The organism is Dyadobacter crusticola DSM 16708 (assembly GCF_000701505.1).
In the GTDB taxonomy this organism is placed as follows: Bacteria; Bacteroidota; Bacteroidia; order Cytophagales; family Spirosomataceae; genus Dyadobacter; species Dyadobacter crusticola.
On record NZ_JNJB01000005.1, the window covers coordinates 356,316 to 369,778 of the forward strand.

12 protein-coding genes are annotated in these 13,463 nt (G+C 48.2%); 2 read left to right on the forward strand and 10 right to left on the reverse strand.

All coding sequences use genetic code 11. From position 1 onward, the window contains the following. Nucleotides 1-31: 31 nt before the first annotated feature. The gene (locus Q369_RS0107755) at nucleotides 32-3,868 is read right to left on the reverse strand and encodes a PVC-type heme-binding CxxCH protein (protein ID WP_031527235.1); all 3,837 of its coding nucleotides are present in this window, start codon (nucleotides 3,866-3,868) and stop codon (nucleotides 32-34) included. A gap of 111 nt (nucleotides 3,869-3,979) precedes the next feature. Here Q369_RS0107755 and Q369_RS0107760 point away from each other — a divergent pair, with 111 nt between their 5' ends. Next, nucleotides 3,980-4,870, forward strand: a complete 891-nt coding sequence (locus Q369_RS0107760) for a hypothetical protein (RefSeq protein WP_031527236.1) — start codon at nucleotides 3,980-3,982, stop codon at nucleotides 4,868-4,870. A gap of 39 nt (nucleotides 4,871-4,909) precedes the next feature. On the opposite strand, the gene Q369_RS0107765 is transcribed toward Q369_RS0107760, so the two are convergent. From Q369_RS0107765 to Q369_RS0107790, 6 genes are all read right to left on the reverse strand, one after another. Beyond that, nucleotides 4,910-5,818, reverse strand: a complete 909-nt coding sequence (locus Q369_RS0107765; RefSeq protein ID WP_031527237.1) for a bestrophin family protein — start codon at nucleotides 5,816-5,818, stop codon at nucleotides 4,910-4,912. 44 nt (nucleotides 5,819-5,862) lie between these two features. Then, nucleotides 5,863-6,324 (reverse strand): hypothetical protein, encoded by a 462-nt coding sequence (locus tag Q369_RS0107770; protein ID WP_031527238.1) that lies wholly within the window; start codon nucleotides 6,322-6,324, stop codon nucleotides 5,863-5,865. A 144-nt stretch (nucleotides 6,325-6,468) separates the two neighbouring features. Continuing rightward, nucleotides 6,469-7,836, reverse strand: a complete 1,368-nt coding sequence (locus Q369_RS0107775; protein ID WP_031527239.1) for a sensor histidine kinase — start codon at nucleotides 7,834-7,836, stop codon at nucleotides 6,469-6,471. Continuing rightward, entirely contained in the window at nucleotides 7,820-8,512 is a 693-nt protein-coding gene (locus Q369_RS0107780; protein WP_031527240.1) for a response regulator transcription factor, read from the reverse strand. The genes Q369_RS0107775 and Q369_RS0107780 overlap by 17 nt, the downstream gene beginning before the upstream one ends. Before the next feature lie 180 nt (nucleotides 8,513-8,692). Next, the gene (locus Q369_RS0107785; RefSeq protein WP_031527241.1) at nucleotides 8,693-8,953 is read right to left on the reverse strand and encodes a hypothetical protein; all 261 of its coding nucleotides are present in this window, start codon (nucleotides 8,951-8,953) and stop codon (nucleotides 8,693-8,695) included. 494 nt (nucleotides 8,954-9,447) lie between these two features. Continuing rightward, entirely contained in the window at nucleotides 9,448-9,696 is a 249-nt protein-coding gene (locus Q369_RS0107790; protein WP_031527242.1) for a transcriptional regulator, read from the reverse strand. A 117-nt stretch (nucleotides 9,697-9,813) separates the two neighbouring features. Here Q369_RS0107790 and Q369_RS0107795 point away from each other — a divergent pair, with 117 nt between their 5' ends. Further along, nucleotides 9,814-10,662: an aldo/keto reductase gene (locus tag Q369_RS0107795; RefSeq protein WP_031527243.1), complete on the forward strand. Its 849-nt coding sequence runs from the start codon at nucleotides 9,814-9,816 to the stop codon at nucleotides 10,660-10,662. Nucleotides 10,663-10,729: 67 nt separating this feature from the next. On the opposite strand, the gene Q369_RS0107800 is transcribed toward Q369_RS0107795, so the two are convergent. The 3 genes from Q369_RS0107800 to Q369_RS0107810 all read right to left on the reverse strand — a co-directional run bounded on the left by Q369_RS0107800 (nucleotide 10,730) and on the right by Q369_RS0107810 (nucleotide 13,316). Then, on the reverse strand, nucleotides 10,730-11,896 hold the full coding sequence (locus tag Q369_RS0107800) for a Gfo/Idh/MocA family protein (protein WP_031527244.1): 1,167 nt from the start codon (nucleotides 11,894-11,896) through the stop codon (nucleotides 10,730-10,732). Nucleotides 11,897-11,989: 93 nt separating this feature from the next. Continuing rightward, complete coding sequence (locus Q369_RS0107805) at nucleotides 11,990-12,817, reverse strand: DUF481 domain-containing protein (RefSeq protein WP_031527245.1); 828 nt, start codon at nucleotides 12,815-12,817, stop codon at nucleotides 11,990-11,992. Nucleotides 12,818-12,866: 49 nt separating this feature from the next. Next, entirely contained in the window at nucleotides 12,867-13,316 is a 450-nt protein-coding gene (locus tag Q369_RS0107810; RefSeq protein WP_031527246.1) for an RpiB/LacA/LacB family sugar-phosphate isomerase, read from the reverse strand. Between the last annotated feature and the right edge of the window lie 147 nt (nucleotides 13,317-13,463).

Below are 13,463 nucleotides of genomic sequence, written 5' to 3' on the forward strand. Positions count from 1 at the left end.
AGTTTGATATTCTACTATTTGTCAGCTTTGTTTACTTCTTTGACAATGGAACCTGTGCGCTTGTTTTCAGGTATGCGATCAGCTCGGTCACTTCCTTGTCGCTGAGGTTATCAAGCAGTCCCGGCGGCATCATCGAAGCTTCATTTACTTCGCGTGTTTGAATATCGGCTTTGTTTACCACCACTGCATCTTGCCCCACAACACGCAGGGTAAGCTGGCGATCAGTTTCTTTGGCGACATTGCCTACGTAAGTGCGGCCGTCACGCATCGTCACCACGACCATTTTGTAGTCGTCCTGAATCTCGCCGCTTGGATCGAGAATGTTGCCGAGCAGGTAATCCAGGTTCGCTCGGTTGGAGCCTGTCAGCTCGGGGCCGATTGCACCGCCTTCGCCGTACATTTTGTGACAAGGCGCACAGGTACGCTGAAACACCAGCCGGCCCTCCGTTTTGCTCGCGGCAGAAACGGATTTGTCGGTGAGCAGGTCTTTGTACTTTTTATAAGCTTTTTCGTCAAATGCAACGTGATCAATCGGTCCCCAGACTTCCACAAACCCACTGCCCACTACACGCCGGAGCTGGCGGGCTACGTAAGTCGGAACATCCTTTTTCGGGATTGTTTTATCGGAAATTGCCTGGGTCAGCAGCCAGCCAGACTTGGGCCGGGAAGCAAGCGTTTGTATCACTTCCGACTTTTCCGACGCAGAGAATCTGGGATAGTTTTCGATCAAATACTTAGCCAGCGGCTCACTTTCAAATGCAGCCACACTCCTGATAGCATCGAGGCGCAATGCAGGGTTATTCAGTAATGCCGGCAATTCAGCTGCAAGTTCGGGACGCTGGCGGACAGTCAGGGATTGGAGCGCTTTCCGCTTTTCTTCAATGGGTGCGGTTTTACTTTTCAAAGTAGCTAAGTCAGCTTTGGCGGCTTCGGTGTTTCCAAATTGCCGGTTGAGCTCCAATGCAAGCGCCGCAGTAGCTTTGTCAGCTTGTTTTAATTTAGCGAGAACAGCAGTCCAGTTAGCCGGTGTTTTAATGTCGGTCCGGTCAGATAATGCATCCTGCATTCCTTTCAGCAAATCCATTCTGTTCACAGGTGCTTTCCCGATTGCGGCTACAAGTGTCTCCACCTGGTCAGCGTCTACTGTCCGCCTGGCGATGTACGCTGTCACCATCGGGATTTTCGACTTGGCAGACAGTTCAAGTGCTTTGGCGGGATTTTCCTTCACGAGCCGCTCTATGCCAAACCAGATCATTTTAGGGAGATTATGATCGCCTGCATCTTCGCTGTGCGCCACGAGGCCCGCAGCTATTTTCCATTTCAAATCCGTATTCACACGCTGCAATGCAGAAGCCAGGTACAACCGCACTACCGGCGAAGGATCTTTCACCGACATTTCTGTGAGTCTGGCACTTACCTGGTCCGAAGGCTGCCCGTTTTCACATAGAAACTGGATCGCCCAGGCGCGTACGTGTGCATCTTTGTCGGTAAGCGCATCAGCTAATTGGTTTTGGTTCAATGCATTGGTCACCTGCAAAGCCCACATCGCACGCAGCCGCTCGTCGGCGGAACCCTCATTGTAAATCGTGTTCAGCTTAGCCAATGCTGGCTGGGCAATGCTGCCTTTTACCGCGCGGTTTTGAAGGATCACTCTTGCCCGTCGCGCGTGCCAGTCGCTTTTGCTGGTTTGCAGCGAAGCCAGTTCCAGGTCGCTCAGTTTAGTAAGATCCGCGTACCGGCCCGGGAAGTTTTCCGCCAGGGAATTCTTCGGTGTGATCCTGAAAATACGGCCCGTTTCAGAGTTGAGTACGTCGGAGCCGCAGATATCGGCGTCGTGCCAGTCGAGCACATACATCGCACCTTCCGGACCAATTTCCATGCTGAAACCAACCCACTGCGCATTGTTGGCCATCATAAAATCATCTCCATGCTTACCACTGAATCCTGAACCTTTGGGAATCAATATATCTGACAAGATGCCGTGCTCGTGAATGTTAGCCATAAATATTTTCCCCTTTTCCGATGCCGGAAATGCATCCGACTGGTAAATGCGAGCTCCTCCGTGCGCCGAGCGGTGACTGTGATCGGCGATGGTTTTGATATCATTGTACACGTAAGGATTGAAATGCTGCCCGCCCTGCCGGTGATAAATGCCGCCAGGTACCACGTGCCACAAATGCGGGATCACGCAGGCAGTAATGAAAAGCTGTCCTTTGGCATCATGGTCGATCCCCCAGGGATTTGAGAATCCGTGTGCAACCACCTCAAACTTCTGTTTTGTAGGATGATAGCGCCACACACCGCCATTGATTTCCTGTCCGTCCTCCACCGGAATATTTTCAGGGAATGGATCTTTGTGCTTATAAAGCTTCCCTTTTCCAACCGGCTTGCCCACCGTAGAAGGTGTTGCGAAGCCCTGCAATCCATACAACCAGCCGTCGGGACCCCAATGGAAACTGTTCAATGTTTCGTGCCGGTCGCGGATACCCCAGCCAGTCAGGCGGACTTCGATATCGTCCATATCAGCCTTATCGTCGCCGTTTTTATCGGGAATGAAAAGCAGATTAGGCGGCGCGCCTACAAACACACCGTCGAAGCCTACCGCCAATGCAGCAGGAAATGCGATGCCTTCTGCAAAAACCTTCCTTGAATCTGCCACTCCATCTTTGTCTGTATCTTCCAGAATCAAAATGCGGCTGGTACCTGCATTGGAAAACCCTTTGCCGCGCGATTCGTAATCCTTGTTTTCTGCAATCCACATTCTCCCCTTGTCGTCCCAGCAAAAAGCCATCGGCTGCGTCATCATCGGCTCCGATGCCCAGGCATTTACCTGGTATCCCTCTTTGATCGTCATTGCGGCGACTGCCTCCTGCGCACTGAGAAACTTGGCCTCTCTGCCCTCCTTTTGTGCCAGCGCCCACAGCGCAGTGGCACTGTACAGGCCGTTATCTCCCACAAATTCACCAAAAGTTTTATTCAGCTCCACGTCATTAAGCTCGCCGGTATAAATCACCAGTTCGTGCTTGATGGTTTCCGTTTCCCCTTTTTTAATGTACCAATCTCCTTTCCGTGCCCGCGCCGGACCGGCACCAAGCTGGTTATCTACCCGCCAGATCGTGGGGTAACCTTTATTTTGTTTGTGATCAAGGATCGCAATGTGCGCCAGGTCGCTCCTGCCCTCGACTTGCATGCTGATATCCACCCAATGTGCTGCCTGACCTTCCGCTTTTTCGTTCTTCTGCCTTGCCGCATTCACTACCTCTCCTTTGATCCCTTCTTTCCAGGGCATACGCACAAACAGCCCGCCATAATCGTATTTGCCGATTGTCACGTCGGTCTGCGCTTCTCCATTCCATTCCAGATCGAGCAGGTATTTGCCGTCTTTTTGTCGCATTGTCCAATTTTGTGTTTCGGTCAAAACGGCGGTGCCTGCGGAGTCAAGAAGGTTATAGACTGTCTGCCATTTGACTTCCGTCCCTTTTCCTTCAATAATCTTTGCAGACACTTTTTTCCAGTATCCGTCGGCGGGATGGTGAAAGTAATCACGTCCGTTTACGCGGGTGTAGCCCCAGTAAATACCGGTTTGGTGTTTGTGGTGGCCGGGGCTGTATTCGGTCAGGATACCTTTTCCGTCGGGGGCCACAATGGGGTGCAGGTACGGACGGAAATCGGACCTGGCATTTTGGGTTAATACTGGTTTACTTTCATTGCCGCGAAAAATCTGGATCATTTCTCCGTCAGCGCTTTGCACAGCGCGAAGCGCCAATTCTGCAGGCAATTTCTCGATTGCCTCCGGCTTTGTTAAAGAATAGTTGAAATTCGCAAATAAAAAAACGAGGAAAAGAGCCGCGGAGTTAATGATATTCATAGAAAAATACGGATTTTAGTAAGCAGCTGGATCGGTTTTTAACAGCCTTCAAGTCCATTCTTAAGTAGGATATATCCTGAAATTACTCCTGCTTTTTTCAAGATCATCAGCATGACACTCATCAAACTAATATTCCTATTTGTACTCATCATGATGATGCAGTATCGCGGCATTATCTACCGGACCGGTAAAAAGAATACCGCCCGCGACGAGCTGCGCGCGATCAGGGAATCTATTCTGCCGAAAAGTGCGAACATGAATGGATCCTGGCGCATGTATGGTGTCAACAAAACTGATCCGTCTGTGATCATTCCAGGCGACAAAGGGGTTGACAATACACCTTTCAGCGAGAAGGAGCTGTTTATCTCATTCTTCCCTGACGGAAACTTCACACAGATACGTGACAATGCAGATTACAACGTTGGAAAATGGTCCTACGACAGCAGCTCGCAGTCTGTCTTTCTTACCTCCGAGCGGATGACGCAGGAAGTGGGGGTCCAATTCAGAATGGCGGAAGGCGGTATCCGCGTGATGAATTTCAGCTTCAATCCCACGGAGGGAATGCTGTTAATGGAGTTTGCTAAGCCGGTTGTACCTTTTCGGGAAGACCCATTTTATCCTGAAAACAATACGTGGCGGATCAAGCCGGCCAAGTCTGAAAACGATGCAGAGATTCGCGCGAGATTACGCAACTACCTGCTTCATAATGCCTATATTCTGAAAGCAGCTAAAAGCCGGGAACAGGACAATGTATCATGGGAGTTTTCGGAGGGTATCATTAAAATTTACAATCCAGGAATCGGTATCGTCAAAGTTGACAAGATACCAGCTTCCTGGATTGATGGTTTTTATTCGAAAGATGAAGCGTTGAAAGCTTACCGGCTGTTTGAGCAGCAACTTAAATTCACCCGCCACAAAGGCGGCGGGAAGGGAAATTGGGTGGAACAGAACTACAACATTCTGTATGATATTTACCAGGGAATGGGGAAAAGCCCAAAATAGCGGGCGCGCAGCTGGCCGCGCGCCCCTGATCGTGAGGGTTTACAGAATGTAGAATTTGTCAGGTTCGTATGCCGAAGGCACCTGATCGTCCCGCATCATCTGTCTCAGATCGCGTTCGATATTTCTTGAAATAGTTAAAACAGGAGTGTCAGTAGGCTTGTTCTCAAACGGGTCCTGCAAGTGAATCGCCATTTTCTCGATCAAAAAGAAGCAGGCAGTGATCACGATCAGCACCGGTACCATTAGAAATCCGAACAGCTGAACCAAACCAAACGGCAGCAATAAGATGAAGAAATGGAGTGCCAGGTGGATATACAAGCTGTAAGTCGACGGGAAAACGGTGTTTTTGATCCGCTCGCATTTACCCATTGAATCACAAAGTCTGGTTAGTGTCCCATCGATTTCGATCTGCTGATACGGGTTTACCCAGCCTTGTTTCAATGCATTTTTAAGATCGCGGGCATGTAGTTGAAGCAGGCCCACGTGCTTGTTATCATAATCCTTCACAAATTCATACTCCTCGTCCGTAACAAACTTCCGGATCAACGGCATCGGATCATCCTTTCTCAAACCTTTACCCAGCGCATAACACCATGCGATCTGTCTTTTGATCATCCGCTGCTTGAACCCGTCGATACTTTCGGATCCGTAAGGCTCTTCCATTAAATGGATGATTTGCCTTGCCAGCGTGCGCGAATCGTTCACAATAGCACCCCAGATAATCCTGGCTTCCCACCAGCGATCGTATGCCTGATTGGAACGGAATGCCAGAAGCAGGGAGATAATAGTACCCAAAACCGTCGGAACGGTCATCGGGATGGAGATGTTGGTGATGTGAAAATTCTGGTAGACAACCTCGATCGCTACCCCATACACGGTGACAAACAGGATTTCATATTTTATTTTTCCGAAAATATAACGGATAGGTATATTCTTTTTAAGCAGCATAGTTTCGTCACTTTATCATGATCACAAATTCTCTGGACGCGAAATCACTGCATACTGTTTGCGTGGGCAAAGGCAGTCACACTGATCAAATCAGCATTCACCATTGGAATGCCGCATTTTTTTAAAACCGGGAGTGCATCGAGACTGCTTTTGTTTAGTTTGGGAAAGCCATATTGTTCAGAATAGGCAATGCAGTCTGCTTCGTGGTATTCGAGGAAGTTTTTCAATCCGGCGATCTTATTGCCGTAGAAGAAGTCAATTTTAATGCTTTGCAGCTTGTCAGAATAGTCTCTCTTCAATGCGCGACAGTCGGCCCAAAACTGTTCGGACACAAATTCGTACTCTTTTTCGCGGGCATTTGAGAATAGCAGGTCTTGTATGTCGTCTGCAACGTGGAAGAGGTGTGTAAACACCAGCTTCACATCTTCATTCAAATCTCTTACAATTGTCTCTGCAACCTGAATACCCTCATTTGTAAAATCCGTCGGAATCATTACAGTTTTCATACAACTCTATCGGTTTGATTAACAATGATTTTGCTGATTAAATCAGTGATACAATGTTACGGCAGAGTTATTAGGCTGCACTAAGAGCTACATTATAATACGGTGAGAGAGTTATTAGAATGAATTAAAAGTATTAAAACGAGATTAGAGACCCTGATAACAGAACGGGAGATAGGTTTTAAAGCGCGTTCCTTCACCTACTTTGCTCCAAACTTCGGCTTTACCCTGATGCATGCGGATAATGTTATGTGCAAGCGGCAGCCCGATCCCGTAGCCTTTGTACCGCTCCGTATTGGAGGCGCGGAAGAATGGAACAAAGATCTGACCGATTTCCCGGTCGGGTATCCCGATTCCCTGATCGGCCACTTCAACAATCACATAAGTCTCATCGTGCCTGATGGACACCTGGACCGGGCGGTTGTCGGAATACTTGCAGCTATTCAGTACAATATTACTGAAAGCAGCTTTCAGGAGTACTTTATTGCCGTTAATTACCAGCTTCTGCTCCTCTTCCGGCAAGTTTTCGAAGTTAATGGAAACCTTGTTGTCGGGGATGATTTTGTCTGCTGCTTCTTTCACGGAAAGAATCAGCTCATCAACCCGCAATGGACCCCATTCTTCTTTTTTCCCGTCAAAACCAGTTTGCGCGAGACTTAACATACTGTTGGTGAGATGTTCAAGCTTTTCGGATTCCCGGTAAATATTTGTAAATGACTGCCGCGCGCTTTCCGACAGGCCCGGCGTAGAAAGCCCGATCTCAGCCTCGGCGCTGATCACCGTGAGCGGCGTCTTAAATTCGTGCGAAGCATTGCTGACGAAATTGTTCTGTATCTCGAAGGTAATTTCCAGCCTGTCGAGCATATCGTTGAAAGTGCGTGACAAATCCTGGATATCGTCACCGGTATCGTCTACAATCAGTCGCTGGTGCAGGTTGCGCGCGTTAATACCTTTTACATTGCGGACAATCCGCTGTATCGGTTTGAAGATCTGGGAGGAAAAGAGCTTGCCGAAAGTAAAAACAAAAACGAGCGAAATGAGCACGCCGATCATCAGCACGTTTTTCAGATTATCCATCTCGGCCAGACCGTACAAATCGACTGCCGATGAAATCATGATTACCTTTCTGTTGCCGCTGACAATGTACCGGCCCACATAAGCTGTGTCGCTTTCGAAAAAGCGGGCCTGCCTTGTTTTAGCAAGCTCGTCGTAAAAAACCTGCGGAAGCGGCAGCTTCTTCTTCACGCCCTCGTCATTCAATGAGAGCAGGATGCGGTGCTTTTCAAAAGGCAGGTCACCCAAATGGCGCTGTTTGATATCGTAGTAAATCGGCTTTTTTGATTCGTTTTCTTCCAGCACCGCATGGCCGATAATGTCGGACCGCACTTCGAGCCGGTGAAAAAAGCTGGCGGAAATGCTTTCTGAGCCGAAAACGTAAACGAAGATGCTCAAAGCCAAAATAATGCTCGCCGAGAGTACCGTGAAGATCAGCGCTATCTTATTTTGAATCTTCATGAGACTGACGAATGACGTAGCCCATTCCGAAGACGGTATGAATCAGCTTAACATCGTGGTTTTTATCGATTTTCTTACGCAGATAGTTGATATACACGTCCACTACATTGGTACCCAGATTGAAATTGATATCCCATACATTTTCGAGGATTTCAATCCGGTTCAATACGCGGTTGGTATTGGAAAGCAGGTATTCGAGCAGGCGGAATTCGGTTGCGGTCAGATCGATCGTATTCAACCCCCGCTTCACCGTTTTAGTAACCTTATCGAGTACCAGGTCCCCAATGCTCAGAATGCCGTCGTTCCGCTCCGGCTCGCGGCCGCGCCTGGTCAGCGTGCGGAGCCTGGCTTCGAGCTCGGCCAGTTTGAAGGGTTTCGTCATGTAATCGTCAGCACCTGCATCCAGTCCCGACACGATGTTTTCAGTAGTTCCCAATGCAGTCAGCATTAAAATCGGTGTGGTAAACTGCGCACTACGCAGCCGCCTGCACACCTCCATACCGTTGATCACTGGCACCATCAGATCAAGGATCACAATATCAAATGCATGTTGAAGCGCCATTTGCATACCCGATTGCCCGTCCATCGCCACCGCAATCTCGTGCCCTGAGGCCGAAAGCCCGCGTTGAATTACGGAGATTACACCAGGATCGTCTTCAATAAGCAAAAGCTTCAGCAGGGTTTTCATTTGTAAATGCAATGGGTGAAATAGTCTTCAAGGTATAAAAAAACACTGTTCGAGCGACTGGTTCATTTGTTAATTTGACAGATAGGCAATTTTGGGCACAAAAAAAGGGAAGAAATTTTCTCCCCTTTTTACTTAAACTTTAATGACCTCTGTAAAAGGTCCGTTCAATTACTTAGCTGAATTGCTTTTCAATTGAAGTCCCACGATTGCTGCTTTCTGAGCAGCGTTGTGCTTATTGGTGTCAGTTGTCAATTTATCCTTTTGTGGAGCCGGGCTTTCCAAAGCAGGAAGCGAAGCGGGCAATGCCGCAGACGACACGCCTACTTTAGTTTTCTCTTCTGTTGTATATGTAGCATTGTTCGCATTGGCATAAGTTGCGATAGTCATAACCATCATGGCAGTAGCTATCATTGTTTTTGCATTTTTCATTGTTCTTCTTATTTATTGGTTCTTGTGATTTGTCTCTCATTTGACAGCACAAATATACTACAATATTTTGTCAAATAGCGTTCATTGACATTCATTACAATACAATGTTCTGTCAAAAACCTTGAAACGATATACCAAACCAACTAAAAAGTCGGCTCATGAAATGGTACTATTCAAATATATGTTTCGTGAAAATAGATCAGATCGGCTTATTTGGCTCAAATAAGATTTGGCAGTGTAAGTAACCTTGCTGACGTGAATGTTAACCTTACGTTCACATTGGAATAGTCTTTGGCACTTGGCTCTTTTACCGGAATTTTGTTCTGAGTGGATTTTACCAACACCCTTTTTTCGGGCAAATTCCTGATGTGGACAGGCCGGAAACGAAAAAAAATTTTGAATTAGCTTCAAAATTTTTTTCATAAATGATTAAACGGCTGACTTCAAGCTGCTTTTGTGCAGATCAATGTCGCAAAAAAGAAGAAAAATACTGCTTACATCGGCGTATTCGGAGTCTCCACAGAAGGTGTATGGATCGTCATTCCAGAGATCTGGCAAAGCGCCAGAAATTCGGACAGGGAGGGGATACCTCCGTTATTCAGAATATTGTCTGCTGTTTCCTTGGAGATACCAGCCTCTTCCAGCGCCTTGTCAAGGTCAAGTGCTTTTACCTCGATGATCTTCTTGATCTCGCCGATCAGTTCTTTTGCGCGTGCTTCGTAGATTGTGATATCCGTGTCCATAGCTCTGAGTTTTTACCCTGAAAAGATTAAAACTATGCCACGCTACGCATAAAGGATGATTCATTTTGGCGTGGGATTTGTTGATGCTTCCAAGACGAACATTAATTGATTCACATAATGAGCACCACAACACAAAATCCGGCTACGTTCCGCATCGGTGGAGAAATAGAAATTAACCGTCTGGGATACGGCGGTATGCAGCTGACTGGCCACGGTGTATGGGGCGATGCGCCTGACCGTGAAAATGCAAAGAAGGTATTGCAGGCTGCATTGCAGGCAGGAGTCAACTTTATTGATACGGCAGATTCTTACGGTCCGCATACCAACGAAGTACTGATTGCCGAGGCGCTGCACCCTTATCCTGAGAACCTGCTGATCGCCACCAAAGGCGGACTCGAAAGAACCGGCCCGAACCAGTGGCCGGTAAACGGAGACCCGAAACACATTCGCGAAGCTATCGAAGGCAGCTTAAAGCGGCTTAAACTCGACGTGATCGACCTCTGGCAGCTGCACCGCTTCGATTCCAGGTTCCCGATTGAAGAGACACTCGGCCCGGTCGTCGACGCGGTGAATGCCGGCAAGATCAGGTTTGTAGGACTCTCAGAAGTAGACGTGGCGCAAATCGAGCGCGCAGAGAAAGTAGTACCGATTGTTTCTGTTCAAAACCTTTATAACCTGGGTAACAGGCAATGGGAAAGTGTGCTGGATTACACGGTGCAACGCGGAATGGCGTTTATCCCCTGGTTCCCGCTCGCTTCCGGACCAGACAAAATGAAGGACAAGATCGAGAAAATTGCGACTGCACACGGAGCGACTACTGCGCAGATCGCACTGGCCTGGCTATTAAAACGTGCGCCGAACATTCTGCTAATCCCGGGAACCAGCTCACTGACGCATTTGCAGGAAAACCTCAAAGCAGGTGAAATTGAGCTTTCCGAAGAAGATTTCAAAACATTGTCCGAATAGCATTAGTTAGTACAAAAGAAAACCCTGGCTCGGCGACGAGTCAGGGTTTTTTCGGTATAGATGGCGTTTAGCTCACCGCGGCAACATTCTGGGCCTGCTTTTGCGCTTTCAATGCAAGTTCAGTGGCGAGAAAACAATGCTCCTGCGACATCGCGGTTTCAGTCCGGTTCAGTACATCATCTACCAGCTGCCTGCCGTAAGGGAGCTCCGTCTTGCTGCAATCCACATAAACCGTTTCCTTATTATTAACCAAAAACAGGTGGTTACCTCCTTCCCGACCGCCGATGTCGATGTTTTTACGTATTTCTATAAATCCTTCGGTACCCAGCACAGTAAGCCGGCCGTCGCCCCAGGATTTAAGTCCGTCAGGAGTAAACCAGTCAACCCGGATATAACCAGACCCTCCGTTCCCTCGTAGCATAGCGTCGCCAAAATCCTCGAACTTGGGATATTGCGGGTGGTTTACATTTCCTACCTGGGAGGCAACCACCTCTGCTTTTGTGGAATTTGTAAAAAACAGGAACTGGTCAAACTGGTGTGAAGCTATATCGCAGATAATGCCGCCAAAGCGCTTTTTGTCAAAAAACCATTCGGGTCTCGTTTTCGCATTCATTCTGTGCGGCCCGAGTCCGATAGTCTGCACCACTTTTCCGATCGCGCCTTCCTTTACCAGCTCGCCCGCCTTGATCGTCGCGCGGTTTTCGAGTCGCTCGCTGTACATAATGGAGTAAATGCGCTTGGTTTCCTTTTGTACCTTGCGTACCTGCGCAAGCTGGTCGAGACTGGTAATACCCGGTTTATCCACCATGTAATCCTTTCCGCTTTTCATTACGCGGATACCCAGCGGTGCGCGCTCGTCAGGTATTCCCGAGCTCAGTATCAGCTGAATGCTTTTATCATCCAATATTTCCGCCTCGCTTTTCGCCTGTTTTGCGTTAGGATACCTTTTAGCGAAAGCAGCTGCGAGATCTTCTTCTTTGGCATAAAATGAGATCAGCTCTCCGCCCCCTCTCGTAACTGCCTCTACCTGGCCATAAATGTGACCGTGATTCATTCCGATCACCGAAAACTTGATTCTGGGCGGCATACTCATTACAGGTTCAGGTTGCGCATGCTCCCTTACTACGGGCTTTGCGATTAGGTTATCGGTCAAACCGGGAAGCAGCATCATGCCGGCTGCTGAATGGACAGAGTTTTTGAGGAACTGGCGGCGGTTATCCTGTGGATCTTTCATGCTTGGATTGAATGATGTGATGACGATAAAAGCACATTTTCTTCATATATAATGTACTATTCTGAATTACCCCTTGGTCCCCTACAAGTCAGACTACTTGTTACCTACCGAAATACCGAACGTAATGCGTGAATCATTACGCTTCCTCGTGGCCTCTACGACGCTTTCGTAAGAATTTTCAAAGCTGGTCCGCAGACTGATCCACTTGTTGAGCGGCAGCTCCACGGAAACGATGGTGTTCCACCGGAGATTGGAAATATCGTTCAATGCCGGTTGTAGGAAAGTAATGTGGTTAATGCGCACTTTATCCTGGGCAAAGGAATGCTTTCCTTTTACCCGAAAAGAATTCCGGATCGTTGTGACAGTTGGTATCTCAGCGAAATTGGTGGACTCGTACAAGATCGCATTCGTCACACTCAGGTCGTTTTTCGGAGTTTTAACCGCGCGGTATCCGATTCCGGCACCCGCCATTTGCCGCACATCAATGCGGCGGAGGTTGCTGTTTTCGAGTACGCCCAATCCGAATACGTAAGTTCGCCGCTTTTTAAATACATCGACAAAAACGTCTACATAGCCGTCGCGTTCTGCGAGGATGCCACTTTGTTTCCCATACGTAAAGCGTGGGTTGGAAGCCACATTGATCACTGGCCCGCTAAAAATAAGCTCCGCCCGCAGCACCATCAGGCTGCGGTTCACATTGCCTCTGGTGAAATTTCCGTCCCCCGCGAACCGGTACCTGATCGTGTCGATCAAAACCTGCTTCGGCCGCAGCGAAGTATCCGGTCGGGAACCCGCAACCGAGTCGGCAGGCAATATTTTGATTGCTTTCGAAGTGGAATCCTGCGCAATGACCGGGGAAGAAAATACAAGTAAGAGGAATGCGGCAAGCTTTGCGAAATGGTAGCGAGTCGAATTTTTCATTACCGCGACAATGCAAAATAATAATGCCAAAAATGCACCAGCACGCTGCTCAGCCATTTTTTTCAAGATCTTTGACTTTTGCAAGGCGGCGATTATGTCGTTCCAGGCCGGTGAACTTTGCTTCCAGAAATGCTTCAACCAGCTCCTGCGCCGCGTTGGTTCCGGTGACGCGCCCGCCAAGACAAAGCATGTTCAAATCATCATCCTCCACACCCTGGTGCGCCGAAAAATGATCCTGAATCAATGCAGCGCGCACACCTGCCACCTTGTTGGCCACCACCGAAGCGCCTACCCCGCTGCCACAAACGGCAATGCCCCGCTCTACCTCATTGCTCACAATTGCACGTGCCAATGGAACCACGAAGTCGGGATAATCATCCTGATTGTCAAGCTCAAATGCGCCATAATCTTTAACCGAGTATCCCTTGGAGGCCAGGTAAGATTTGAGCTGTTCCTTTAAATCAAATCCGCCGTGGTCAGCTGCTATTCCGATTTCCATATTTGCTGTTGTTAAGTATCACAAGTTGCGCGGCAATTGCCACGGTTCAATTACGGCAATTTCCGGCTAAAATTGCCAGCACCGTATTTCTTTTCGGGTTTAGACATTAGTTGGTTATTTTGCTTCATGATAAACAATGAGCCGTCG

Bases quoted from the DNA above. Each gene is read 5' to 3' on its own strand.
- Q369_RS0107800 (WP_031527244.1), bottom strand. From the start codon at position 11,896: ATGAAAGATCCACAGGATAACCGCCGCCAGTTCCTCAAAAACTCTGTC.
- Q369_RS0107765 (WP_031527237.1), bottom strand. From the start codon at position 5,818: ATGCTGCTTAAAAAGAATATACCTATCCGTTATATTTTCGGAAAAATA.
- Q369_RS0107770 (WP_031527238.1), bottom strand. From the start codon at position 6,324: ATGAAAACTGTAATGATTCCGACGGATTTTACAAATGAGGGTATTCAG.
- Q369_RS0107810 (WP_031527246.1), bottom strand. From the start codon at position 13,316: ATGGAAATCGGAATAGCAGCTGACCACGGCGGATTTGATTTAAAGGAA.
- Q369_RS0107760 (WP_031527236.1), top strand. From the start codon at position 3,980: ATGACACTCATCAAACTAATATTCCTATTTGTACTCATCATGATGATG.
- Q369_RS0107795 (WP_031527243.1), top strand. From the start codon at position 9,814: ATGAGCACCACAACACAAAATCCGGCTACGTTCCGCATCGGTGGAGAA.
- Q369_RS0107755 (WP_031527235.1), bottom strand. From the start codon at position 3,868: ATGAATATCATTAACTCCGCGGCTCTTTTCCTCGTTTTTTTATTTGCG.
- Q369_RS0107785 (WP_031527241.1), bottom strand. From the start codon at position 8,953: ATGAAAAATGCAAAAACAATGATAGCTACTGCCATGATGGTTATGACT.
- Q369_RS0107805 (WP_031527245.1), bottom strand. From the start codon at position 12,817: ATGAAAAATTCGACTCGCTACCATTTCGCAAAGCTTGCCGCATTCCTC.
- Q369_RS0107790 (WP_031527242.1), bottom strand. From the start codon at position 9,696: ATGGACACGGATATCACAATCTACGAAGCACGCGCAAAAGAACTGATC.
- Q369_RS0107775 (WP_031527239.1), bottom strand. From the start codon at position 7,836: ATGAAGATTCAAAATAAGATAGCGCTGATCTTCACGGTACTCTCGGCG.